Raw genomic sequence first — 23,568 nt, 5'->3', positions numbered from 1 at the left:
CACCTCCGGGGCCGCGAGGGAGCAGAAGGGATTGGCTCCCGTCCGCGATCGCCGTACGCTGCGCCCATCGTGCCCGCGTCCGAACCGAGCCAGGATGCTTCGCTTTTCCTCTGCATCACCTTCTTCCCGAGCGAGCGCATGGCCACCGCGGTGCTGCGGCTGGTGTCCAGTTTCTGCGGCATGGTGCTGGACGACGCGAACGTGAGCTCGCGGTTTTACATGGCCGCGCACGAGCTCGCCGAGAATATCACCAAGTATTCGACCGGCCCCCGGGTCAGCCTGGAGCTCGTGATGGAGGAGGCCGAGAGCTCTTATATCCTGAAGATCCGCGCGCGCAACGAGGCCTCTCCGGAGCGGCTGCGCGAGGTGGAGAGGCGGCTCTTCGCGCTGAAGACCGCGAGCGACCCGGTGAAGCACTATGACGAGCTCATCAGCGAGACGGCGATGCTCGAGGGGGTGTCTGGGCTCGGCCTCGCGCGGGTGCGCGCCGAGGGCGGGCTCGACGTGGACTACAAGATCGAGGGCAACGAGCTGACGATCATCGCGCACGCGCCGGTCGAGAGATGGAGGGCAGATTGAGCAGCTTGAAGGTCGAGTCGGTCGTTACGGACAGCTTCGGGATCGAGCCGAGCCTGAGGGAGGACACCCTCAGCGTCAAGCTCACCGGCACGGGCGACATGGCGGCCGCCGCGCCGCTCGGCTCCTATTTCAGGACCCTCCAGGCGGAGGTGATACGCCTGTCCGTGAGCGCCGTCGAGTTCGACGTGCGGGCCCTCTACTTCCTGAACTCGAGCTGTCTCAAGGCGTTCATCAGCTTCATCTGCGGGCTCGCGGGCCAGGGGCTCAAGTGCAAGATACAGTTCCTCACGGACGCGAAGCTCGGGTGGCAACGGCGGAGCTTGACGGCGCTCGAGCGCATGTCCCCGGAGCTGGTCTCCATCGCCGATACCTGATCCGAGAGCCAGAGGCATGAGCAAGAAGCGCCGGACGATCGCCCTCTTGATGGATTACGTACGAGGCGAGTACCAGTCCGAGGTGCGCTTCGGGGTCGAGCGCGCCGCCGAGGCGCACGACGTCAACCTCGTGATCGCCTTCGGCGAGACGCTCGCCCTGCCCGGGTCGTCCGGCGCGTCCCAGAACAGCATCTATCACCTCATCGGACCGGAGACGGTCGACGGCGTCATCGTCGCCTCGACCACGCTGTGCCATCACGTCGGCGTCGACGGGATGCAGCGGTTCTGCCGGTCCTACGCGCCGCTGCCCGTCTGCAGCATCGGCGTGGCGATCGACGGCGTCCCGAGCCTCGTCGTCGACAACGCCCTCGGGATCGAGATGGCGGTCGGCCACATGGTCGAGCGCCACGGGCTCCGGCGCGTCGCGTACATCGCCGGGCCGGCGAGCAACGAGGAGGCGGACGTGCGCTCCGGCGCCTACTGGCGGGCGCTCGCCGCTCGATCGCTGCCCGCCGACGAGCGCCTGTTCGCGTGCGGCATGTTCTCGATCGACTCCGGGCGCGCCGCCATGCGCGAGATCCTGGATCGCGGGGTGGAGCTCGACGCCGTCATCGTCGCCAACGACGCCATGGCCCTCGGCGCGATCGACGCCCTCCGGGCGCGCGGCCTCGGCGTCCCGGAGGACGTCCTCGTGTGCGGCTTCGACGACGCGGTCATCGCGCGCTTCACGAAGCCGTCGATGTCCACGATCCGCCAGCCGATCAAGCGGCTCGGGGCGCGCGCCGTCGACACGCTGATGCGCATGATCGACGGCGAGCCGGTCCCGGGCTGCGATCTCTTCCCGGTCGAGCTCACGCTGCGCGAGTCCTGCGGCTGCGGCAACCCGGTGGACGCGGCGGGCGCGCCCCTGAGCAGGGCGTCCGGCGCGGCGCCCCCGCCCGCCGGCGAGCGCGACGAGCTCTCGCGCGCCCTCGAGAAGAGCGTCGCGATCCCGGCGGGCTCGCTCCACGGCTGGGCCGGTGAGCTCCTGTCGGCGCTGGACGACGAGATCGCGGGCCAGGAGGGCCGGTTCCTGCGCGCCCTCGAGGCGCTCCTCGACGCGGCGGGGCGCGAGGGCGCGAACCTGGAGCACTTCCAGGGCGTCGTCACGCTGCTCCGCGAGCGGTTCAGCCGCCGGCCCGACTACCGGCCCGACGCGGCGCAGGAGGAGACCCTCGAGCAGATCTGGCACGCCGCGCGCGTGCTCGTCGCGGGCGCGTCCGTGCGCTCCGAGGGGCAGCAGCGGCTGAGCGTGGAGCTCGCGTCGCTCTACCTCAGCTGGAGCTCGCGGAGCTTCTCCACCTGCCTAAGCCTGCCCGTCCTGCGGCGCATGATGGCGTCGGAGCTGCCGCGGATGCAGTTCTCGCGGGTCGCGGTGTCGCTCTACGACGACCCGCACCGCGCCACCATGGTGCCGCTCTTCTTGATGAAGGATGGCCTCGAGGTCGAGCCGCCTCCCGCGAGCTTCCCGGCCCGCCGCCTCGCGCCCGACGGGTTTCTGGGGGACGGGGAGCGAAGGAGCGTGATCGCGCTGTCGGTCGCGTTCGGCGACACGGAGAAGTTCGGCGTCGCGGTGCTCAACAGCGGCGCGAACGAGCTGGTCTATGACGCGCTGCGGCTCCAGATCGGCTCCGCGGTCAAGGCCGCTGCGCTGCACTGGGAGGTCGTCCGGCAGGTGGAGCTGCGCGAGCGGCTGGAGCAGGAGAAGGTCCGCCAAGAGAGCGCCGTCGCGGCGCGGATCCAGACCACGCTGGTGCCGGCGCAGCTCGCGATCGAGGGGCTCGAGCTCGCCGCGGTCATGAAGCCGGCGGCCACGGTCGGGGGCGACTACTACGATGTCATCGCGACGCCCGAGGGCGGGTGGCTCGGGATCGGCGACGTCGCGGGGCACGGGCTCGCGGCGGGGCTCGTGATGCTGATGATCCAGAGCATGATCTCGGCCCTGACGCGCACCGACCCGAACGCCAGCCCGAGCGACATCCTCTCCGCGGTCAACGCGGCGGTGTACGAGAACGTCCGCAGCCGGCTGAAGCGGGACGAGCACGCGACGCTCCTGCTCCTCCGGTACGAGCGGAGCGGTCGGGTGACGTTCGCGGGGGCGCACGACGACATCATCGTCTACCGCGCGCGCACCCGCCGCTGCGTGTGCATCCAGAGCTCGGGCGTCTGGATCGGCGCGCTGCCCGCCATCGACGCGATGACGCGAGACGCCGAGTTCTCCCTCGAGGACGGCGACATCCTCGTGCTTTACAGCGACGGCGTGACGGAGGCGCGCAACTGCCACCGGGAGCAGTTCGGCCTCGAGCGGCTGTGCTCTACCATCGAGTCTTCCCAGCACGCCCCGTCCGACGTGATCCGCGACCGGATCCTGAGGGAGGTCGAGGGCTGGTGCCCGAGCCCCGATGACGACATCACGGTCGTCGTGGCGAGGTACAGCGCGCCCCGGGCGCTGTCGCTCCAGTCCGCCGGCTTTCCTACATGAGCGCTACCCCGCGCGAGGGCGGAAGGGATTGGATCCGGCCCGAGAACCACGTAGGCTGCGTCAATCGTGCCAGTGTCCGAACCGAGCAGCAGCGGGTCACTGTTCCTGTGCATCACGTTCTATCCGACCGAGCGCATGGCGGGCAGCGTGCTTCGCCTGGTGTCCAGCTTCTGCAGCATGGTGCTCGACGACCCGAACGTGAGCTCGCGGTTCTACATGGCCGCGCACGAGCTCGCGGAGAACGTCATCAAGTACTCCTCCGGCCCGCGGGTCAGCCTAGAGCTCGCGCTGGAGGAGAGCGAGAGCGCGTGCGTCATGAAGATCTGCGCGCGCAACGAGGCCTCTCCGGAGCGGCTGCGCGAGGTGGAGCGGCGGCTCTTCGAGCTGAAGACAGCGACTGATCCGGTGAAGCATTATGACGACCTCATCTGTGAGACGGCGATGGTAGAAGGGGTGTCGGGGCTCGGCCTCGCGCGGGTGCGCGCCGAGGGCGGGCTCGACGTGGACTACAAGATCGAGGGAAACGAGCTGACGATCATCGCGCACGCGCCGGTCGGGAGGTGGAGGGGGGATGAGCAACTTAAGGGTTGAGCCCGTCGTCACGGACAGCTTCGGGGCGGAGCCGGTCCTGAGGGAGGACACCCTCAGCGTCAAGCTCACCGGCACGGGCGACATGGCGGCGGTCGCGCCGCTCGGCTTCTTCCTCAAGGAGCTCCAGTCCGAGGCGCTGCGCCTGCGCGTGGGCGCCGTCGCGTTCGACGTGAGGGCCCTTTATTTCCTGAACTCGAGCTGCCTCAAGGCGCTCATCAGCTTCATCTCCGGTCTCGCGGGCCAGGGGCTCAAGTGCAAGGTAGAGTTCCTCACGGACGCGCGGCTCGGGTGGCAGCGGCGGAGCCTGACGGCGCTCGAGCGCATGTCTCCGGAGCTCGTCTCCATCGCCGATGCCTGACCGAGAGCCGCGGGCCATGAGCAAGAAGCGCCGGACGATCGCCCTCCTGATGGACTACGTGGGCGGAGACTACCAGTCCGAGGTGCGCTTCGGGGTCGAGCGCGCCGCCGAGGCGCACGACGTCGATCTCCTGGTCGCCTTCGGCGAGACGCTCGCGCTGCCCGGGGAGACGGCCGCCGCCCAGAACAGCATCTATCACCTCATCGGCTCGCAGACGGTCGACGGCGTCATCATCGCTTCGGCCACCCTGTGCCATCACATCGGCATCGAGGGGATGCGCGAGTTCTGCCGCGCTTACGCGCCGCTGCCGGTCTTCAGCATCGGTATGGCGATAGAGGGTATCCCGAGCCTCATCGTCGACAACGCCTTCGGGATCGAGCTCGCGGTCGCGCACATGGTCGACGCCCACGGGCGCCGGCGCGTCGCCTACATCGGCGGGCCCGCCAACAACGAGGAGGCGAAGGCGCGCGCCGACGCGTACTGGAGCGCGCTCGCGGCGCGCGGCGTGCCGCTCGACGAGCGCCTCTTCGCGCTCGGCGCGTTCACGATCGACAGCGGCAGGACCGCCATGCGCGAGCTGCTCTCGCGCGGGGGCGACCCGGACGCCGTGGTCGCCGCCAACGACAAGATGGCCCTCGGGGCCATGGAGCTGCTCAAGGAGCTCGGGATCCGCGTCCCGCAGGACATCCTCCTGTCCGGCTTCGACGACGCGGTCATCGCCCGCTTCTCCAAGCCGTCGCTGACCACCGTCCGCCAGCCCATGAAGCGGCTCGGGGCCCTCGCGGTCGACAGCCTGGTGCGCATGCTCGACGGCGAGGAGGTCCAGGACGTGGGGCTCCTGGAGGTCGAGCTGACGTGCCGCGAGTCCTGCGGCTGCGGGGTCCAGGCGAGCGCGTCGCTCCCGCCGCCGGGCAGCTCGACGCGCGGCGGGGCGTCGCTGATCGCCGGACAGCGGGAGTCGCTGGAGCGCGCGCTCCGGCGGAGCGTGTCGATCCCGACCGGCTCGCTCGACGGCTGGCCCGGCGATCTCCTGTCGGCGCTGGAGGACGAGCTCGCGGGCGAGGAGGGCCGCTTCCTGTATGCGCTCGAGGCGCTCCTCGACGCGGCGGGGCGGGCGGGGGCGATCCTCGATCACTTCCAGGGCGCGATCGCGGTGCTCCGCGAGCGGCTCCACCGGCCGGCCGAGGACGGCGGCGCCCTCCACGACACCCTCGAGCGGCTCTGGCACGCCTCGCGCATCGTCATCGGGAGCGCGTCGGTGCGCGTCGAAGGGGAGCGGCGCCTCAACGTGGAGCTCGCGTCGATGTACCTCAGCTGGAGCGCGCGGAGCTTCTCGACCTGCCTGAGCCTGCCGATCCTGAAGCGCGTCATGGCGTCGGAGCTGCCCGCCCTCGGGTTCTCGCGCGTCGCCGTGTCGCTCTATGACAGCGCGCCGGACGCGCAGGAGACCACCATGAAGACGCTCTTCCTCATGGAGGGCGGTCGCGAGGTGGAGCCGCCGCCCGCGGGCTTCCCGGCCTGGCTCCTCGCGCCCGACGGGTTCCTGAGCGGGGGAGAGCGCAAGACCGTGATCGCGCTCCCGGTCGCCTTCGGCGATCTCGAGAAGTTCGGTGTCGCGGTGCTCAACAGCGGCGCGCACGAGCTGGTCTATGACGCGCTGCGCCTCCAGATCGGCTCCGCGGTCAAGGCCGCGGCGCTGCACCGGGAGATGATCCGGCAGGTGGAGCTGCGCGAGCGGCTGGAGCAGGAGAAGATCCGCCAGGAGAGCGTCGTCGCGGCGCGGATCCAGACCACGCTGGTCCCGGATCGGCTCTCGGTCGAGGGGCTCGAGCTCTGCGCCGTCATGAAGCCGGCGGCCGCGGTCGGCGGCGACTACTACGACGTGCTCGCGACCGCCGAGGGCGGGTGGCTCGGGATCGGCGACGTCGCGGGGCACGGGCTCGCGGCGGGGCTCGTGATGCTGATGATCCAGAGCATGGTCTCGGCCCTGACGCGCCGGGACCCGGGGGCGAGCCCGGCCCGGCTGATCTCGGCGATCAACGCGGCGGTGTACGAGAACGTCCGCGGCCGGCTGCTGCGGGACGAGCACGCGACGCTCCTGCTCCTCCGGTACGAGCGGAGCGGTCGGGTGACGTTCGCGGGGGCGCACGACGACATCATCGTGTGCCGCGCGCGCACCCGTCGCTGCGTCTGCATCCAGAGCTCGGGCGTCTGGATCGGCGCGCTGCCCGCCATCGACGCGCTGACCAAAGACGCCGAGTTCTCCCTGGAGGACGGCGACGTCCTCGTGCTGTACAGCGACGGCGTGACGGAGGCGCGCGACGCCCACCATGAGCAGTTCGGCCTCGAGCGGCTCTGCACCGCCGTCGAGTCGGCCCAGTCCGCGCCCGTCTCGGCCATCCGCGATCGGATCTTGAACGAGGTCGAGGGCTGGTGCCCGAGCCCGGACGACGACATCACGATCGTCGTGGCGAGGTACCGCGCGCCCCAGTAGCCCCGGCGCTCGCGGTCGCGGGTTGGGTTACATGGTCGTACGGCGGACCCATGGGGATTGGCTCCAGGGCGAGAACCACGTACGCTGGCCGGGTCGTGTCAGCTCCCGGACCGAGCCAGGGCCGCCCCCCGTTCTCGTGCGTCACGTTCTTTCGGAGTGAACGGATGGCCAGCGCGGTGTCGCGGCCGACCATCGCGCGCGCCGGTCGGGAGACGGAGGGTCGATGAGCAGCTTACGGGTTGAGCCTGTCGTCACGGACAGCTTCGGGATCGAGCCGAGCCTGAGGGGCGACACCCTCGGCATCAAGCTCAGCGGGACAGGTGACATGGCGGCGGCGCCGCCGCTCGGCATCTGCCTCAAGGAGCTCCAGGCGGAGGTCGTGCGCCTCTCCATCCCCGCCGTCGAGTTCGACGTGAGGCCCCTTTATTTCCTGAACTCGAGCTGCCTGAAGGCGTTCATCAGCTTCATCTGCGCCCTCGCGGGCCAGGGCGCGAAGAGCAAGGTGGTGTTCGTCACGGACGCGCGGCTCGGATGGCAGCGGCGGTGCCTGGCGGCGATCGAGCGCATGTCTCCGGAGCTGGTCTCGATCGTGGACGCCTGAGCCGGGGGCCAGAGGACATGAAGAAGCGCCGGACGATCGCCCTCGTGATGGATTATGTGCGCGGCGAGTACCAATCCGCGATGCGGGTCGCGATCGAGCGCGCGGCCGAGGCGCACGACGTCAATCTCGTGATCGCGGTCGGCGAGGTGCTGACCGGCCACAGCCCCTCCGAGATCGCGCAGAGGACCATCTACCACCTCGTCGGCCCCGAGGCGGTCGACGGCATCGTGATCGCCTCGCCGACGCTCGGCAATTACGTCGGCGTCGAGGGGGTGCAGCGCTTCTGCGAGTATTACGAGCCGCTGCCCGTGTGCAGCATCGGGATCCCGATTCCGGGCGTGCCCAGCATCCTCGTCGACAACGCCCTCGGGATCGAGCTGGCGGCCGGCCACCTGCTTGACGACCACGGCTGCCGGCGCGTCGCCTACATCGGCGGTCCGGACAGCAACGGAGAGGCGCGGCTCCGCGCCGACGCGTTCCGGAGGGCGCTCGCCGCGCGCGAGCTGCCCTGCGACGAGCGCCTCGTCGCGAGCGGCGCGTTCACGATCGAGACCGGCCGGGCCGCGATGGCCGAGATCCTGGCCCGCGGGGTCGAGCTCGACGCGGTGGTCGCCGCGAACGACAACATGGCCCTCGGCGCGATCGAGGTCCTGATGGCGGAGGGCCGCGCCGTCCCGAGGGACGTCCTCGTGTGCGGCTTCGACGATGTCGGCGTGGCGCGCTACGCGAAGCCGTCGCTCACCACGGTGCGCCAGCCGATCAAGCGGCTCGGGGAGCTCGCGCTCGAGACGGTCCTGCGCATGCTCGACGGCGAGCGCGTCCCCGAGCGGACCATGCAGGAGATCGAGCTCACGCGGCGCGAGTCGTGCGGCTGCTCGTACCAGGCCGTCATCTTCATGCGACCGCTCACGGACCCGCCGCCGCGCCTCGGGGCGCTCTCGCTCGGCGGCCGCCGGGACGAGCTGGAGCGCGCGCTGGAGCGCGCCGTGGGCGTCTCGGCGGCCTCGCTCCACGGCTGGTCCGGCGCGCTCCTGTCGGCGCTGGAGGAGGAGCTCGAGGGGGCCGAAGGGCGCTTCTTGCACGTGCTGGAGCGGCTCCTCGACACGGCGGCGCGCGAGGGGGTGTTCCTCGATCTGTTCCAGGGCGTGATCACCCTGCTGCGCGCGCGGCTCCGCCGGACCGCCGTGGACCCGGTCGGGGCCGCCGCGAACGAGACCCTGGAGCAGCTCTGGCACGCGGCCCGCATCCTCATCGGGAGCGCGTCGGTGCGCGCCGAGGGGCGCCATCGCCTCGACGTCGAGGTCGCCTCGATCGGCCTGAACTGGAGCGCGCGGTGGTTCTCGACGTCGCTGAGCCTCCCCCTCTTCCGGCGGATGCTGGCCTCGGAGATGCCGAGGCTGCTCTTCACGCGCGTCGCCGTCTCGCTCTACGACGACGCCCAGCGCGACACCCTGAAGACGCTCTTTCTGATGCAGGACGGCCGCGAGGTGGAGCCGCCCGAGGGGAGCTTCCCGGTGCACGCCCTCGCGCCGCCCGGGTTCCTGAGCTCGGGCGAGCGCAGGAGCACCGTCGTGATGCCGATCATCTTCGGCGACGCCGACTATTTCGGGATCATCGCGCTCAACAGCGGCGTGAACGAGATGGTGTACGACGCGATGCGGCTCCAGGTCGGCTCTGCGGTGAAGACGGTGTCGCTGCACCGGGAGATGGTCCGCCAGGTGGAGCTGCGCGAGCGGCTGGAGAAGGAGAGCGAGCGGCAGGAGACCGCGCTCGCGGCGCGGCTCCAGACCACGCTGGTGCCGGAGCGGCTCGAGGTCGAGGGGCTCGAGCTCGCCGCGGTCATGACGCCGGCCGCCGAGGTGGGGGGCGATTACTACGATGTCATCGCGACGCCCGGGGGCGGGTGGCTCGGGATCGGCGACGTCGCGGGGCACGGGCTCGCGGCGGGGCTCGTGATGCTGATGATCCAGAGCATGGTCTCGGCGCTGACGAGCCGGGAGCCTGGCGCGAGCCCGAGCGAGCTGCTCGCGGCGCTCAACAAGGCGGTGTTCAAGAACGTCCGCGACCGGCTGAAGCGGGACGAGCACGCGACGCTCTTGCTCCTCCGGTACGAGCGGAGCGGGCGGGTGACGTTCGCGGGGGCGCACGACGACATCATCGTGTGCTCCGCGCGGACGCGGCGGTGCGTGTGCATTCCGAGCTCGGGCGTCTGGGTCGGCGTGCTTTCCGCCATCGACGCGGCGACGCGGGACGCCGAGTTCTTCCTGGAGGACGGGGACGTCCTCGTGCTCTACAGCGACGGCGTGACGGAGGCCCGCAACGCGCACCGCGAGCAGTTCGGGGTGGAGCGGCTCTGCGCCGCCATCGAGGCCGCCCAGGCCGCGCCCGTCGAGGCGATCCGCGACCGGATCCTGCGGGAGGTCGAGGGCTGGTGTCCGAGCCCCGACGACGACATCACGGTGGTCGTGGCGCGGTACCGGGCGCCCGCGTAGCCGTCCCGGAGGGGTGCCGCCGCCGCGGCGCTGTCGTGTGGCGAGGGTCCTCTGTGACGGCGTCGTGGAGGGCCGGCGACGTCCCGCGGTCGCCGGCGCCGTGCGGGGTGGCGGCGCTGGACTGGCCGAGGGCGCGGTGCTGGACTCGCGCGGAGCGCCGCGCGGTGCGGCGCGCTGCAGCGGACGCGAGGATCCGCGCACTCTGGCCGAGAGATCGCGACATGGCTTATCCCGACCCGCAGGTAGTTGAGCAGGCCCTCGCCGCCGTGGAGGCGCTGCGCGCGAGCGCCGTCGAGCACGAGCAGCGCTACCGGCCCCTGCTCGAGGCGGTGCACCCGAAGCACCGGGCAGGGGCGACGAACCTGCTCCACTACCTCGCCGTCCGGCAGCAGGACATCCGCGGGCTCCAGCGGCGGCTCGCCGCGCTGGGGCTGAGCTCCCTGGGCCGGCTGGAGAGCTGCGCGCTGGCCTCCCTGGACGCGGTGCTCGGCGCGCTCGACGCGCTCGCGCGGCGCCCCGAGCCGCGGGTGCCCGGCGAGTGCCCCACCTCGTTCGAGTCGGGGGCCGCGCTGCTCGAGGAGCACGCGCGGGCGCTGCTCGGCGAGGGGAGGCAGGGGCGCCAGACGCGGGTGATGGTCACGCTGCCCGAGGACGCGCGGAAGGGCGAGCTGAAGAGGCTGCTCGAGGGCGGCATGGACATCGCGCGGATCAACTGCTCGAAGGGGGACGCGGACGCGTGGGCAGAGCTCATCGAGCGGCTGCGGAAGGCGGGGCAGGAGGTCGGAGTCGCCTGCAAGGTGCTCTGCGACATCGCCGGGCCCAACCCGCGGGTGAGCAAGATCGGCGGGGGAGCGGCGCGCGTGAGGCTCCCGGAGTCGGGCGAGCGGCCGAGGTTCTGGCTGTGCAAGGACGTGAAGGACGTGAAGAGGGCGCGCGCCGCGGCGGGCGACGCCGACGTCGAGGAGGCGCTCGCCGTGAGCTGCACGATCCCGGAGGTCATCGACGATCTCCGGCCCGGGCACCGGATGTTCTACGACGACGGGCGGCTGGGCGGCACGGTCACGCTGGTGACCGAGGGGGCTGCGCTGGTGGAGGTGGATCTCGCGCGGCAGGGCGGGGTGAAGCTGAAGCCGGGAAAGGGGTTGAACTTTCCGGACAGCGAGCTCGGGATTGCGCCGCTCACGCCGAAGGATCTCGAGGATCTCGATTTCATCGCGCGCCGAGCGGACATGGTGGGGCTCTCGTTCGTCAGGTCTCCTTCCGATGTGGAGCGGCTGCAGGAGGAGCTCGCCGCGCGGGGGGCGGCGCACCTCGGGATCGTGCTCAAGATCGAGACGACCCCTGCGTTCCGGCAGCTCCCGCGGCTGCTGCTCGCGGCGATGCGCAGCGAGCACGTGGGGGTGATGCTCGCGCGCGGCGACATGGCCGTCGAGATGGGGTTCGTGCGGCTGGCGGAGGTCCAGGAGGAGCTTTTGTGGCTCTGCGAGGCCGCGCTGGTCCCGGCGATCTGGGCGACGCAGGTGCTCGAGAGCCTGAACAAGACCGGGGTGCCGACGCGCGGGGAGGTGACGGACGCGGCGATGAGCTCGCGGGCGGAGTGCGTGATGCTGAATCAGGGGGAGAACATCGTGGCGACGGTGGCGTTCGTGGTCGACGTGCTGAAGCGGATGCACGAGCACCAGGACAAGAAGCGGGCGCTGATGCGGCCGCTCAGCGTGTCGCGGCTCGATTGAAGATCGAGAGGGGCACGGCGTTCGCCATCGCCTCGTGGCCGGCGTCATTGGGGTGCAGGTGATCGCCGCTGTCGAACGAGGCGAGGATCTTCGCGGGCTGCTCCGGGTCACGCACGGCGGCCTCGAAATCGATGACGCCGTCGTAGGAGGTGTTGCCACGGATCCACGCGTTGACCTCCTGGCGTAGGACCTCCCCCTCGGGCGTGTAGTAGGGCGGGAACGCTTCCTCGAACGGGAGGAGCGTGCCGACGAACGCCTTGACCCCCCTCGCTCTCGCCTTGTCGGCGAGCGACTTGAGCCCGTCGATCAACTGGGCGGCGGTCACCTTCTCGGCTTCACCCAAAAGCCCCGGCAACCCGATGTCGTTGATCCCGATCAAGACGATGGCGTGCGTCACGCCCGGCGTCCCCAGCACGTCGCGCTCGAAGCGCGACACGGCGCTCGGACCGATGTTGTCCCGGAGCAGCCTGTTCCCGCCGAGGCCTTGGTTGACGACCGCGACCATCCGCGTCTCCGGATCCGCCTGGAGCCGCGCGAAGAGCCGATCCGAGTAGCGCTTGTCGGCGTCGATCGTCGATGTCGAGCCGTCGGTGATCGAGTCGCCGAACGCGACGACGACCTTCTGGGGCTCGGTGGACTCGACGTCGACGCCCGCGAGCCAGTACGTGGACGTGATGTTGGTCGGTGACGTCAAGGTCTCGCTCGCCGCCTGGTTTCCCGTGGCGACAGCGTGCGTCGTGAAGGAGAACGGGTGCCACGTCGCGGGCTCCGACGGCGCCGCGCTGTAGATGCTCACGAGGAGGCGGTCGCCCGGGCTCACCGCGAGATCCACGCCGTCGCTCACCGCCTCGCTGGCCGGGGGGATCGACGCGCTCGGCTGGCCGGAGAACTGGACCCGCCGGTCGGTGCCCGGCGCCGAGACGAAGGGCGAGGCCTCTTTCGCCACGCGGACCTCGGCGAGCTCCAGCGGCTGGGTCCCGAAGAGGTTCGACAGCCGCAGCCGGACCCGATCGCCGGAGGCGGTGACGACGAGCCTCTGGCGCAAGGTCTCGTCGCTGAAGCTACGCGGCATCGTGTCGGGAAACGGCGAATCCGCCCCCTGCATCGTCGTCCCCCACGCGGCTGTCCAGCTCGCGACGGGCGCCTCGTCCTCCCCGCCGCAGCCGGCGGTGGCGCCGGCCAACACGAACGCTCCCAGGGTCGCCCGACGGGTCAATCTCAAACCGATCATCACGCATCTCCTCCACTCACGAGCACGTCATTAGCATCGGGTTGCGGCTCTTGCCCGCGCCATGCGCTACGCGAAGCCGGGCTCCCGGGGTTATCGACCGGGTTGACGATCCTGGCTTCACTGGGGCGACGAACGAGCGCCGGCGGGATCGACATCGCGAGACATTTTTTCGCCCCCCGCGCGGCGCACGGCCGGGGCCTGGCCCGGTCGCCACGCTCCCGGCCAGCGGCTCTTGGGACCGTTTCGCTGTAGGCGTACGTAGGTCCCTGGGATCCTGCCTGCCGCGAGGCGCTCTACGCGAGCAGCTCGGACCAGGGGCCGTCACCCCGCGCGCACGAATCGCCAGGCGTCGAGGAGCTTCTCGGACGGACGGTCTTCGATGGCATCCGTGTGGGCCACGAGGAGACGCTTCAACGGCAGCGCGGCCATGCGATCGATCGATCGCGCCGCAGCGTCGTTGGGCTTCGTCTTCGCCCACACGTCCGGCGGCGTTCGGATTTTGTCATAGCAACCCGTGAGCCGCGCGGCCCAGCGCCAACTCCAATGGTCCCGCGCGCACGCGCTGATCACGACGTCGGCGCCGATGAGCGAGCCCGTGGGACGATGGAAGAACACCGTCTCGTCCAGAAAGGGACAGCCATCGAGCGGGATCGCGTCGAGCTCCTTCACCGCGCCGAGGAACGCGTCGTCCCGCAGCCCCATGTGGAGCTGGATCTGCGGGTTGCGCGCTGTGGCCGAGGGCGGGCCGACCACCTTCGCCGATGCGAAGCGCGCGGCGGTGGCGCGCGCGCCGAGGTGATGGAAGCAGTTCGGCACGACGATCCAGCGAAGCTCGCCCAGCGCGCGGAGCGCCGCGCAGAACTCCTCCGTTGGCTCGGGCGGGCTGTGCACGAGGAGCCCGCCGCCTTCGAGTCGCAGCACCGTACTCCGCGCGCGCAGACGAACCCCGCTAAACCACACCGGCCGCTCGCTCACCCAGATCGCGTTCGGGACGACGACTGACAGCTCGCTTGCATCCATTCAGAGCCCCGCGGTGGCCGTGCGTGCTGCCACGGCTCTCAGGGCACTGACGGTAGGGTCCAGTCGACGACCCGTCAATGGTGTAGACTTTGGCGATCACCGCCGCCTCCGATCACCGCAGAAGCCTACGAGGCGAGTGCGGTCCAGATCAGCGTAGGAGCCGGCGGTGAACGGTGAAATCCGGCGATCACGTGGCCGCGATCTTCACCGACCCGACCCGGGACGCGATGATCACCGACACGGTTCGGACCCGGGGTCTGCCCCGCCGGCTTTGTGCCGCTCGTGGAGTTCCGTGGAGCCCCGTACCCTCGCGTCACCCGCTGCGCCGGCTTCCGGTGGTCCAGCATACACCGTTTCCGCCCCAAATCCAGCGGCGTCAAAATTTGTCAGGTTACACGCAGATCACACGCACAAATAAAGACACGGCTCTCGCCGTGTCTTCGTGGTGGAGGCGCCGGAAATCGAACCCGGGCCCGGATGCACGACGCGTCCGGGTGCTGCCGACGTCTGCCGTGACGAACCTGGTCAGGACGCGAGCCCGGCGCCGAGCCGGCCGTCGATGCGCTCGCGGCTCCGGCAGGTCTCGACGGCGCCGAGCATCAAGGTCCCGGCCGCAGAACGGCACGGGTACGGGCGGCGCTCAACGAAGACTTAGCTCTCGTTCCCACCGCTCCTGTTCCGCGATCGCGTCGTCGGCGGCTCGTACTCCCTCGACGAAGAGGGCGGCGAACTCCGGGTCGTTCAGGTCGAAGCCGAGCCGGAGCATGATGAGGCGGTCTTTTGGGGGGACGGAGCGGAGGATCGCGGCGGCGGAGCGGGGGCGGCGGGCGGGGCGCATGCTGCGAGCGTACCAGACTGTGCGGGCAGACCGTAACGGCGCGCGGCTGGCTCTAGCCTAGCCTGACACAAACGGACGAGAGCGCGTCCGCGTAAGCGTCCTGTGCCGCGGCCCGGGCGGGCGGCTAACGGGCGGCAAGCGGCGCTGCTCGCCCGGCCGGCTCGGGATCCTTCGGCGGTAGCGCCGTGCTCCTCGGCAAGGCTGATGAGCTCCCGACCCCGCGCTCCACGGAGCTCAGCCCGCGCGACCCCGCCTCTCGCCGCCGGGGCACCTCATCACGCGCCAGCGGCGGAGCGCTTCGCGAAACCGCCTTCTGCCACGGTGGATCCGTCCAAGCGTCCGGTGCCCTCGCCGAGCGGCGAGCGGCAGCGGAGCCGTCGTTGCTCATGGGCTCTCCCTGGGAAAGTGGGGACGCAGGGCGGCGGCAAAGAGGCGGTCGAGCATCCGGTCAGGCAGGATGCGCATCAACGGGAGCAGCGCCGCCTCGCGGCCGATGGTGTAGCGCGTGCGCGGCTTGCGCGCCGTCACCGCCCTGGCGATCACCTTGGCCGCGGCGTCCGCGGGCACGCCCGACTTGGCGTGATACGCGGTCTGCGCGGTGATGGCTTGCACCAGCCCGCCGTAGCGCTGGCTTTGCTCGGGCGTCATGGTCGACGCCAGCTCACGGGCGGTGGCGACCGGCCGGCCGGGCATTTCCGTGCGCACGGCGCCCGGCTCGACCACGACCACCTGGACCCCGAACGGGGCGATTTCGCGTCGCAAGGAGTCGCTGCCCGCCTTGAGCGCGAACTTCGTGCCTGCGTAAGGACCCTAGGTGGGCATAGCGATCTTACCGCCACGGAGCTGATGTTGACCACACGACCCTTGCTGCGGATCAGGGCCGGCAGGAGCGCTTGGGTAACGGCGATGTGGCCGAAGAGGTTGACCTCGACCAGGCGTCGCCACGCTCGGCCCAGGGCCCGAGCACCAGCTCCCCATCGGCGCCCCGACCATCTCGGCCCAGGGCTCGAGCACCAGCAGACGGCAGACGCCGAGCAAGCGCTCATGGGCGCCCCCCGGGCCGTTCGCCGCCTCCTTCGCGGCGGGGCGCCGAGAGACGAGCCAGTCCACGAAGACGGCCCGGTAGCCGGCGCCGACGCGTCAGTCGACCGACGGCACGGTCGCGTCGACCCGGGTCGGCAGCCCGCGCGCGCCCGCCGGCGCGCGGAACGCGGCGCCGGACAGCTCCCGCCGCATGCACGTGGCCGCCTCGTCGTAGCGGGGGTCGGAGGCGCTCCCGATGATCGTCGGCACCACGATGTAGCCCTCGGCGTCGACGTTGAACTCCACCCGGACGGCGTCGGGCGGCAGGATCTTGCCGTCCGGGCCGCGGCAGCGCTGCACGAGATCCCAGTAGAGCTGCGCCCGCGCCGCCTTCTCGATCGCGGGGCTCGACATGTCGGCCTGCACCATGGGCGCGCCGATCTCGACGCGCGACCGCGGGGCGGGGGCAGGGGAGGGCGCCGGGGCCGGCGGGGGCGCGGAGGGCGCCGGCAGGCCGGTGCTCGTGCCGATCTTCGCGAGGCTCGCGCCGTCTCCCGGCCCGGGCGCGGCCTGCCGCGCGGCGGCGAGGATCTCCTCGAGCGCGCCCGGCTCGGCGGAGCTCGCCACCGGCGGCCCGCCCGACCGGGGTTGGGCGCCGCGCTCGCTCAGGGACGCCGCGGCGCTGCGCGTCCAGGGGGTGTGCGCCCCGGCGTCGGCCTCCGCCGGCGGCGCGGGCTCGGGGCGCCCGCAGGACGCGAGCAGCGGGAGCAGGACCACGAGCGCGGTGCGCACCCCGAGAGGGTCGATCGGATGGGCGTCGCGCGCAACGGCGTCGGCGGTGTAGCGTGACCTCGCACGTCGATGCGCGCGCTCCTCGCGATCCTGCGGATCGGTCTTCGCTCGCTGCGCGAGGGGCGCGGGTCGCACATGTCGGAGGGGCTGGCCGGGGCGCAGGCGCGGGGGCCGGCAGGGGCGCAGGAGCCGGCGGGGGCGCAGGAGCCGGCGGGGGCGCAGGAGCCGGCTGCGGCGCGGGGGCCGGCAGAGCGCCGCGGCGCCCTCTCCGGAGCCCTGCGCCGCGCGCCCGGGGGGCGCCTGGCCCTCGTCGTGGCGCTCTCCTCGCTCTCGGGCGCCCTGTCCGGCCTCCTGCCGGCCATGGCCGGCGCCGCCCTCGGCGCCGTGGCCGGTCGCGCGGCATCGCCCGGCGGCGCGGCGCCCTCGAGCGGCCTCGCCGGCGCGCTCGCCCGCCTGCTCGACGGCGCGCCGCCGGCGGCCGTGGTGCTCGCCGCGCTGGGCGCCACGCTCGCCTCCGCCTCCGCGGCGGTGCTGTCGGGCCGGAAGAGCTCCGAGCTCGCCGGCGACCTCACCGCCGCCCTGCGCGTCGCGCTCTTCCGCGCGGCGCTGTCCGCCTCGCCCCGGGACGTCGACGCCGCGGGGCGCGCGCTCCTCGACGCGCACGCCGCGGGGCCCGCGGGACCCGTGGCGCCCAGGCCGCCGGCCGGCCCCGGCCCGCGGCCCGCGCCGCCCGCGCGGGGCGCCGAGGTCGTGCGCCTCGCGATCGCGCGCGACGCCGGCCTCGTCGCCGACTTCGGCGTCGCCTTCGCCGCCGGCCTGCCCCAGGCCCTCGCGACGCTCGCGGTGCTCGCCGCGTCGCTCGTCTCGAGCGGCATGGCGCTCGTCCTCGCGGGCGGCGCCGCGCTCTTCGCGATCTCGCGCCTCGCCGCGGACCGGGCCTCGGGCCGCGTGGCGCGCGCCATGCGGGAGATGCAGCACGCCGACACGGCCGTCTTCAGCGCCCTCGGCGAGGCGCTCGCGAGCGCGGAGGACCTGCGCCTGCTCGGCGCCCGCGCCCAGGCGGAGGGCGAGCTCGCCGGGGCGGCCTACCGGGTCGCGGACGCCCGCCGCCGCTTCGGCCAGGCGCTCGCGGTCTCCGGCCAGATCAAGGGGGTGTTCGCGGCGCTCTCGCCGCTGGTCATCGTCGCCGCGATCGCCGCCTCCCGCGGGGACGCCGGCGCGGGCGAGGTCGGCGAGCTCCTGCTCGTGGTGCCGCTCCTGATGGCGCGCCTCGAGGCGCTCGACGCGCTCCGCGCCGGCTTCCTCGAGCGCGCCCCGCTGCTGCAGGCGACCCTCGCCCTGCTGCGCCTGCCGGCGTATCCGCCGCCCGCGGAGGACGGCCCCGCCGCCGGGACCGATTTCGCCGCGGTGGCTCAGGGGCCGGGCGGCGGCGTCGCGGCCGCTCTGGACGGCGAGGCGAGGCGCCCGCTGGCGATCGAGCTCGAGCGCGTCACGTTCACGCCGAGCGGCGCGACCCGCCCGGTCCTCGACGACGTGTCGCTCTCGATCCCGGCCGGCGCGGTGGTCGGCATCTGCGGCCGATCCGGCAGCGGCAAGTCGATGCTCCTGCGCCTCCTGCTGCGGCTCGACGAGCCGTCGTCCGGCGCGATCGCCGTGGGCGGCGTGGACCTCCGGCGCATCCCGCCCGGCGAGCTCCCGCGGCTCTTCGGCGTGGTGGGCCAGTCGGCGCGGCTGTTCGAGCGGAGCATCCGGGACAACCTCGCGCTCGGCCTCGAGCCGCCGCCGTCCGACGACCGCATGCGGGAGGCGCTCCGCCAGGTGGAGCTCGACGAGCTCGCGGGCGCCGCTCCGGGCGCGGCGCGCGGGCTCGCGACCGAGGTGCGCGCCTCACCGCCGAGCCTGTCGGGCGGCGAGGCGCGGCGGCTGCTGCTCGCGCGGGTGCTGCTGCGCGATCCGCGCGTCTTCGTCCTGGACGAGCCCGAGGCGGGCCTGCCGGGCGCGACCGCCGAGGCGCTCCTGCGCACCGCGTGCGAGGTCGCCGGCGGGCGCACGGCGATCGTGGTGACCCACGCGCCGCACCTCCTCCGGTCGACGTTCAACGTGTTGATGGACGGCGGCAGGGTCGCGGCGGTGGGCACGCACGAGTCGCTCCGCGAGAGCTCGCCGCTGTACCGATCGCTCCTGGCGGAGGCGCTGCAGCGGTCCGCGGCGAGCCCGACACGCTCGCCGGACGCCGCGCGATGACGACGCCCGGCGACGCCGCGGGGACGGGGCGCGCTCCGCTCCTGGGAGCGCCCCCGCGGCCCGTCCCGCGCGCGTCGCCAGCGCCGATCGATGTCGTTTCCCTTCGGTCTTCGCTACGGATCAGGTCGGGCCCAGGGCGCCGTCCAGGATCCTTCCCTTCGGTCTTCGCTACGGATCAGGTCGGGCCCAGGGCGCCGTCCAGGATCCACTTGCGCAAGGTCTCGAGCTGCTGCGGGCTGACGGTCGGCCCGGTCGTGCTGGGCGGCATCACGCCCGAGATGCACTGCGCCATGTCGGTCTGCACGCAGCCCGCGGCTTCCGCCTTGCCAGAGGCCTTGAGGTAGAGCCAGCTGCGGTCGGGGTCGCCCGGGACGACGAGCCTGTACTGGCCGCCGCCGATGGAGGGCTGGTTGACCAGGCCTTCGACGATCTTCTTGGAGCTGATGTGGCCGCCGAGCGTCAGCTTCGCGTTGGGACCCGTCTCGGCATGGCAGCCGCTGCACAGGTTGGTCCGACTCTCGAAGATGGGGCGCACCTTCTCGTGGAAGAACCCCGACTCCACGGGCAAAGGCTCGTTGGGATTCACGACGTCGTCGGGATCCAGGTTCTGCTGGATGATCTTGATCTCGGTGTCCATCTCGCGGCACTGCGCCTCGAGATCCTCCTTGAGCTTCCGGTCGTCCGGCGTGAGGCCCTTGGCGCGGCGGTACTTCTCCCACACGTTGTCGATCCAACCGTGGAGCTTCCAGAACATGTAGTTGTCGATGTTCGCGCTGGTGTTGTTCACGCCGTGCGTCGTGTTGCCCGGCCGCGCCCACTTGGCGTGCAGCACGAAGTGGAGGCCCACCCACGGCATGTTGGTCGCCCCCGCGAGCCTCTGGCCCACGTTGCACTGGAGCCAGAAGCCGAGCGTGCCTTCGTCCGGGAACCTCGCGAGGTTCTCGGGCTTGTCGATCTCGTCTCCGATCCTCCCGGCCTCGAGGGCGGCCGAATCCCAGTCCTTCCACTGGTTACGCCACTGGGGCGGCACGTCCTCCGCCTTGGTCGGGAACTTCGCGAAGCCCTCGAACTGCTCGCTATGGTTGGGCCAGAGCTGCTTCAGCGCCTGGATCATGTGGCGGTGGAACACCAGGAACTGATAGCCGTCGCCGGCGGTCTGGCAGTTCTGATCCTTCGGGACCAGGCTGGTGAACGAGCAGATGTTCACCTTGCTCAACCCACCGCCGCCCGGGATGTTACAGGCGCGGATCGCATGCCACTCGACGTGGGCCGCCTGCCAGGAGTGGTCATACATCCACTTCAGAACCTCGGGCTGCACCGTTGTGTCGACGATCTCCGGATCGTTGTTGCCGGGCGGGAAGAAGTCAGCGGGCCCGTCCTTCATGGTGGGGCTCGAGTCGCTCGGGTCGGGCATGTAGCCGTTCTTGCAGTGGTCGTACGGATGGTCGTCCGTGCCGCCTGCGCCCGTGCCGCCCGAGCCCACGCTCGCGTGCTCGCCCGCGCCCGCGCCCGCGCCCGAGCTCGCGTGCGAGCTCGAGCTGGCACCGCCTGCTCCGACCGTCGCGCCGGGCCCCCCCGCGCTGCCCTCGGGCTCGCCGGTTAACGAGTTTCCATCGTCACTGCCGCACGCGCTCAGCGACAACGCGGCCAGCGCCGCGAGCGCGGCCAGGCACTGTCGAGATCTACGGCGGTCGGTTGCAGAAACGTGTAGCAGGTCGTTGAATCGCATGTCGCTCTTCGCACTCCGGTAAGCTTCATCCGTCAGGTGCGACCCACTCCCACATCGGAGCGGGTGACCATACACTATCAGCGGCATACCTGCTCCTTGAGCGGAGCGAGCATGCAGCAGAGGTATCGGATGTTACTGTAATTATATGTTCTCTCGGCCTCTGAATGAGCTCATGCTGGCTGGCGATGGAGCGAAGACGGCCCTTCCGACGTGTAAAGTTGCTGATAGGGTGTCGCTCTTCCAGGAAGGGCGGATCGGGCAAGGCGTCTTCGGAACCTTCGCCTGACCAGTCCCGGTATATGCCCTTCGTCCCTGTATTTGATCTCGAGGGCGAGCTCAGATTCGACGTGAAGGGACGTCTCCGGGACGCGCGCGTGAAGGTGAAGGATGGAGTCGGTGCGCGAAGGCACCTGCCCTCGACGGCTGACGATCAGGCCTCGCCGACGGAGAACGTCGCTTCACCCTCGAGCGAAAAGTACGACGCCTATTTCCTACCAGTGGCCCACGACCGCGGTTTGGAAATGAGCTTGACAATGTGAGGCGGTCATGACGCCCATGCTTCCCCCCAGGAGGCAGCGCGGAGATCAGACGGCGGGCCGTCGTCGGCGTCAAGCCGTCAGCGGGACGGACATCGCGCGGATATCGCATCGATGGGACTCCGCCTAACCGGTTCCGAGCCTGTCAGACTCGGTGCATTCAGCGACGGCGGCCGGTATCACCCCGAGCAGAATTCGCTCCGAGCGCGGCGCGCCGATGAGCCCGAGGCGCTCGCTCGTGCGCGGTGACCGGATTGGCAGGGCGAGCGGCAACGGAAGGCGGGGACCTCAAGGCAGGGCGGGGCGACCTCAACCTGGGTGGGCCGGCGGCGACCTCAACCTGGGTCGGGTCGGCGGAACGACCTCAACCTGGGTGGGCCGGCGGCGACCTCAACCTGGGTCGGGTCGGCGGGGCGACCTCAACCTGGGTCGGGTCGGCGGGGCGACCTCAACCTGGGTCGGGTCGGCGGGACGACCTCAACCTGGGTCGGGTCGGCGGAACGACCTCAACCTGGGTCGGGTCGGCGGGTCGGGGTCGGGTCGCGCAACCTGACGGGAGCACGATTTCAACCTGGGTCGGGTCACCTGGGCCGCGTCGTGGCTCCGGCGCCGGCGACCTCAACCTGGGTCGGGACGCGGGGGCAGCGGCGCCACCGGAGTCGGGTCGCGGGACGCGGCGCAATGTCGGAACGGAACGCCTCGGGATAGGCTACGCTCCGGGCCGGTCTATGATTCATCATCCCGGACACCGAATCTGCCTCACGTCGTGGGAGCTGCTTCAGGTCTTCCACGGAGCGGTCATCCCTCGCCAGGGAGAGCTGCTCCTCATCGAGAAAGATGGATGCGAGTCGAGGTACCGCGTGGAACGGGTCATGTACAAGATGACCAGCAACCACGAGCTCATCGCCACGGTCTTCGTGGAGCGAGCGTGATACCCTCCGGAGTACGTCGGAGATCGGCAGTGGGCCGTCCCTGATCGCTCGTCTGCTCGACGAGCCAGGCGATCCCACGATGGGAACTCGACGTGCGGAAGGTGAACGAGAGGTCTACGCCTTGCCCGTGACCTTGTCCCAGGCGTGGCGGACCGCGGACTTCATGTGCTCCCAGGTCCCGGGATTGCGCTCCTCCCAGGCCTTGCCCGCTTCCGCCTCGATGGTCGTCCAGTCGTGTCCCTTGAAGTTCTGGGACGTCCCGAGCTGGTAGCCGAACAGATACGCGGGCGCGACCTGCTCGTAGGCATAGCCGTGCTTGGAGTATGGGCCCGCCTGGTAGTGCTGCCGGAACTCGGTGTCGTACTGCTCGTACGCCCTCGTCCCATCGCTGCGCTCCGCCGCGCTGACCGGCTCGACGTGGACCTCCGTGTGACGCAAGGTCTCCCGGATCTGCTCGGTCCTCTGGGTCACCGCCTTGCTGACGACGACCTCCTCGATGACGCGCGCCTTCTTCGCGACGACCGCCTCCTCGTCGGTCTCGACGAGCTCCACGGTGCCGGACTGGAACGTGTCGAGCGCCGCCGGCTGAACCGGCCGATCCACCGGGTGCCGCTCGACGTGGACGTGCTCCTCGCGCAGCCTCACCGACTCCTCGACCGGCTGCTCGACCAGCCGGCTCGATACGCGCACGCCGCCGCGGTTCACCTCGCGCTTGCCGACCTGCAGCTCCTCCTCCATCACCGGGACCGCGATCTGCTCCTGCAGGACGTCGGCCCGGAGCTGATCCGTCTTCGCGGTCGAGGTGGCGGTCTTGGCGGTCTGCTGGGACTTGCTCAGCTGCTGAGAACGCTGGGACGGGGACATGGAACGTTCGCCGTGATTCATGATGTGACCTCCATGATGTCGTGGTCCATGTGGACCGTTATCCCCTCGCGCCGCGCGCGAAGGTGGGGTTCGTGACTCGAGAGCCGGGCGCCGAAGCCCGTTCGAGCATCCTTATTTCTCGTCGCGATCGCGGGAGGGCACGCGCTCCACCCGCACGTCCTCGCGCCGGAGCGTGACGCGCTCCGGCGGGCTCATCTCGACCGAGCGGACCCGCGTGATGCGGAGCTCCTCCTTCAGCACCAGGCGCTTCTCGATGAAGAGCACCTCCTCGACGACCGGTACGATCAGCGTGTCGCCCTCCTGCCGGGTCGCGGGCGGCTCCGTCACCACCCGATCGACGGCGATGCGCTCCACGACCACGCGCTCGCTCACGAGCGGCTCCTCGACGGCCTCGACCCGCTCGTGAACCTGCTTCGTGATACGGACGCGTCCAGACTCGACCGTACGCTTCGTCACCTCGAGCTCCTGCGCGACGACAGGCACGATGAGCTCGTCGCTGATCTCCGCTCTCCTATCCGCCGGTTCCTGGCTGCTGCTCGAGTCCTGCACGGTGCCCCGGTGCGCGCCCCTCCGCGGGGCGCGGTCGATCGTCGGT

At 71.2% G+C, this 23,568-nt stretch carries 20 protein-coding genes; 11 read left to right on the top strand and 9 right to left on the bottom strand.

All coding sequences use genetic code 11. From position 1 onward, the window contains the following. Positions 1-69 precede the first annotated feature (69 nt). From NQZ70_RS32955 to NQZ70_RS32915, 9 genes are all read left to right on the top strand, one after another. Positions 70-579, top strand: a complete 510-nt coding sequence (locus tag NQZ70_RS32955) for a hypothetical protein (protein WP_129577776.1) — start codon at positions 70-72, stop codon at positions 577-579. Continuing rightward, positions 576-953 carry a hypothetical protein gene (locus NQZ70_RS32950; protein WP_129577775.1) on the top strand — a complete coding sequence of 126 codons (378 nt, stop codon included), beginning with the start codon at positions 576-578 and terminating at the stop codon, positions 951-953. The genes NQZ70_RS32955 and NQZ70_RS32950 overlap by 4 nt, the downstream gene beginning before the upstream one ends. 16 nt (positions 954-969) lie before the next feature. Next, the gene (locus tag NQZ70_RS32945) at positions 970-3,474 is read left to right on the top strand and encodes a SpoIIE family protein phosphatase (RefSeq protein ID WP_129577774.1); all 2,505 of its coding nucleotides are present in this window, start codon (positions 970-972) and stop codon (positions 3,472-3,474) included. A 72-nt stretch (positions 3,475-3,546) separates the two neighbouring features. Next, complete coding sequence (locus NQZ70_RS32940; RefSeq protein WP_408022444.1) at positions 3,547-4,065, top strand: hypothetical protein; 519 nt, start codon at positions 3,547-3,549, stop codon at positions 4,063-4,065. Next, complete coding sequence (locus tag NQZ70_RS32935) at positions 4,046-4,423, top strand: hypothetical protein (RefSeq protein WP_129577772.1); 378 nt, start codon at positions 4,046-4,048, stop codon at positions 4,421-4,423. Before NQZ70_RS32940 ends, NQZ70_RS32935 begins: the two co-directional genes overlap by 20 nt. A gap of 16 nt (positions 4,424-4,439) precedes the next feature. Next, the gene (locus NQZ70_RS32930; protein WP_129577771.1) at positions 4,440-6,917 is read left to right on the top strand and encodes a SpoIIE family protein phosphatase; all 2,478 of its coding nucleotides are present in this window, start codon (positions 4,440-4,442) and stop codon (positions 6,915-6,917) included. Between the two features lie 223 nt (positions 6,918-7,140). Further along, complete coding sequence (locus tag NQZ70_RS32925; protein ID WP_129577770.1) at positions 7,141-7,518, top strand: hypothetical protein; 378 nt, start codon at positions 7,141-7,143, stop codon at positions 7,516-7,518. 17 nt (positions 7,519-7,535) lie between these two features. After that, the gene (locus tag NQZ70_RS32920; RefSeq protein WP_129577769.1) at positions 7,536-10,010 is read left to right on the top strand and encodes a SpoIIE family protein phosphatase; all 2,475 of its coding nucleotides are present in this window, start codon (positions 7,536-7,538) and stop codon (positions 10,008-10,010) included. A 221-nt stretch (positions 10,011-10,231) separates the two neighbouring features. Continuing rightward, positions 10,232-11,743, top strand: a complete 1,512-nt coding sequence (locus NQZ70_RS32915) for a pyruvate kinase (RefSeq protein ID WP_129577768.1) — start codon at positions 10,232-10,234, stop codon at positions 11,741-11,743. On the opposite strand, the gene NQZ70_RS32910 is transcribed toward NQZ70_RS32915, so the two are convergent. The 6 genes from NQZ70_RS32910 to NQZ70_RS32890 form a co-directional block, all read right to left on the bottom strand. Further along, positions 11,721-12,974 carry an SGNH/GDSL hydrolase family protein gene (locus NQZ70_RS32910; protein WP_129577767.1) on the bottom strand — a complete coding sequence of 418 codons (1,254 nt, stop codon included), beginning with the start codon at positions 12,972-12,974 and terminating at the stop codon, positions 11,721-11,723. The two genes, NQZ70_RS32915 and NQZ70_RS32910, sit on opposite strands and share 23 nt — an antisense overlap. Before the next feature lie 321 nt (positions 12,975-13,295). Beyond that, positions 13,296-13,994, bottom strand: a complete 699-nt coding sequence (locus NQZ70_RS32905; protein WP_129577766.1) for a DUF4336 domain-containing protein — start codon at positions 13,992-13,994, stop codon at positions 13,296-13,298. A 640-nt stretch (positions 13,995-14,634) separates the two neighbouring features. Then, positions 14,635-14,760 (bottom strand): hypothetical protein, encoded by a 126-nt coding sequence (locus NQZ70_RS32900; protein WP_257792733.1) that lies wholly within the window; start codon positions 14,758-14,760, stop codon positions 14,635-14,637. A 456-nt stretch (positions 14,761-15,216) separates the two neighbouring features. Further along, on the bottom strand, positions 15,217-15,594 hold the full coding sequence (locus tag NQZ70_RS32895; RefSeq protein WP_207218053.1) for a hypothetical protein: 378 nt from the start codon (positions 15,592-15,594) through the stop codon (positions 15,217-15,219). Next, complete coding sequence (locus tag NQZ70_RS53530) at positions 15,477-15,878, bottom strand: SDR family NAD(P)-dependent oxidoreductase (RefSeq protein ID WP_207217550.1); 402 nt, start codon at positions 15,876-15,878, stop codon at positions 15,477-15,479. The genes NQZ70_RS32895 and NQZ70_RS53530 overlap by 118 nt, the downstream gene beginning before the upstream one ends. A 94-nt stretch (positions 15,879-15,972) precedes the next feature. After that, complete coding sequence (locus NQZ70_RS32890; RefSeq protein ID WP_129577765.1) at positions 15,973-16,647, bottom strand: energy transducer TonB; 675 nt, start codon at positions 16,645-16,647, stop codon at positions 15,973-15,975. A gap of 69 nt (positions 16,648-16,716) precedes the next feature. On the opposite strand from NQZ70_RS32890, the gene NQZ70_RS32885 reads away from it, so the two are divergent. Next, positions 16,717-18,891: an ABC transporter ATP-binding protein gene (locus NQZ70_RS32885; protein ID WP_129577764.1), complete on the top strand. Its 2,175-nt coding sequence runs from the start codon at positions 16,717-16,719 to the stop codon at positions 18,889-18,891. A gap of 175 nt (positions 18,892-19,066) precedes the next feature. On the opposite strand, the gene NQZ70_RS32880 is transcribed toward NQZ70_RS32885, so the two are convergent. Continuing rightward, positions 19,067-20,374, bottom strand: coding sequence for a hypothetical protein (locus NQZ70_RS32880; protein ID WP_237244254.1), 1,308 nt, complete (start codon positions 20,372-20,374; stop codon positions 19,067-19,069). Between the two features lie 1,510 nt (positions 20,375-21,884). Here NQZ70_RS32880 and NQZ70_RS32875 point away from each other — a divergent pair. After that, the gene (locus tag NQZ70_RS32875; RefSeq protein WP_129577763.1) at positions 21,885-22,088 is read left to right on the top strand and encodes a hypothetical protein; all 204 of its coding nucleotides are present in this window, start codon (positions 21,885-21,887) and stop codon (positions 22,086-22,088) included. 114 nt (positions 22,089-22,202) lie between these two features. Here the strand turns inward: NQZ70_RS32875 and NQZ70_RS32870 are convergent, their stop codons facing one another. After that, positions 22,203-22,973: a YsnF/AvaK domain-containing protein gene (locus tag NQZ70_RS32870; protein ID WP_129577762.1), complete on the bottom strand. Its 771-nt coding sequence runs from the start codon at positions 22,971-22,973 to the stop codon at positions 22,203-22,205. Positions 22,974-23,084: 111 nt separating this feature from the next. Beyond that, positions 23,085-23,456, bottom strand: coding sequence for a YsnF/AvaK domain-containing protein (locus NQZ70_RS32865; RefSeq protein WP_129577761.1), 372 nt, complete (start codon positions 23,454-23,456; stop codon positions 23,085-23,087). Positions 23,457-23,568: the final 112 nt, after the last annotated feature.

Origin of the sequence: Sorangium sp. So ce836 (genome assembly GCF_028553905.1) — a bacterium.
GTDB lineage: Bacteria > Myxococcota_A > Polyangia > Polyangiales > Polyangiaceae > Sorangium > Sorangium cellulosum_D.
This window is presented reverse-complemented; position numbering and strand designations above follow the sequence as displayed.

What these genes read in the sequence shown, in the direction of transcription:
- NQZ70_RS32910 (WP_129577767.1), bottom strand. Translation starts at nt 12,974, where the DNA reads ATGATCGGTTTGAGATTGACCCGTCGGGCGACCCTGGGAGCGTTCGTG.
- NQZ70_RS32935 (WP_129577772.1), top strand. Translation starts at nt 4,046, where the DNA reads ATGAGCAACTTAAGGGTTGAGCCCGTCGTCACGGACAGCTTCGGGGCG.
- NQZ70_RS32905 (WP_129577766.1), bottom strand. Translation starts at nt 13,994, where the DNA reads ATGGATGCAAGCGAGCTGTCAGTCGTCGTCCCGAACGCGATCTGGGTG.
- NQZ70_RS53530 (WP_207217550.1), bottom strand. Translation starts at nt 15,878, where the DNA reads ATGAGCGCTTGCTCGGCGTCTGCCGTCTGCTGGTGCTCGAGCCCTGGG.
- NQZ70_RS32900 (WP_257792733.1), bottom strand. Translation starts at nt 14,760, where the DNA reads ATGCTCCGGCTCGGCTTCGACCTGAACGACCCGGAGTTCGCCGCCCTC.
- NQZ70_RS32945 (WP_129577774.1), top strand. Translation starts at nt 970, where the DNA reads ATGAGCAAGAAGCGCCGGACGATCGCCCTCTTGATGGATTACGTACGA.
- NQZ70_RS32930 (WP_129577771.1), top strand. Translation starts at nt 4,440, where the DNA reads ATGAGCAAGAAGCGCCGGACGATCGCCCTCCTGATGGACTACGTGGGC.
- NQZ70_RS32870 (WP_129577762.1), bottom strand. Translation starts at nt 22,973, where the DNA reads ATGAATCACGGCGAACGTTCCATGTCCCCGTCCCAGCGTTCTCAGCAG.
- NQZ70_RS32875 (WP_129577763.1), top strand. Translation starts at nt 21,885, where the DNA reads ATGATTCATCATCCCGGACACCGAATCTGCCTCACGTCGTGGGAGCTG.
- NQZ70_RS32885 (WP_129577764.1), top strand. Translation starts at nt 16,717, where the DNA reads ATGCGCGCGCTCCTCGCGATCCTGCGGATCGGTCTTCGCTCGCTGCGC.
- NQZ70_RS32920 (WP_129577769.1), top strand. Translation starts at nt 7,536, where the DNA reads ATGAAGAAGCGCCGGACGATCGCCCTCGTGATGGATTATGTGCGCGGC.
- NQZ70_RS32915 (WP_129577768.1), top strand. Translation starts at nt 10,232, where the DNA reads ATGGCTTATCCCGACCCGCAGGTAGTTGAGCAGGCCCTCGCCGCCGTG.
- NQZ70_RS32925 (WP_129577770.1), top strand. Translation starts at nt 7,141, where the DNA reads ATGAGCAGCTTACGGGTTGAGCCTGTCGTCACGGACAGCTTCGGGATC.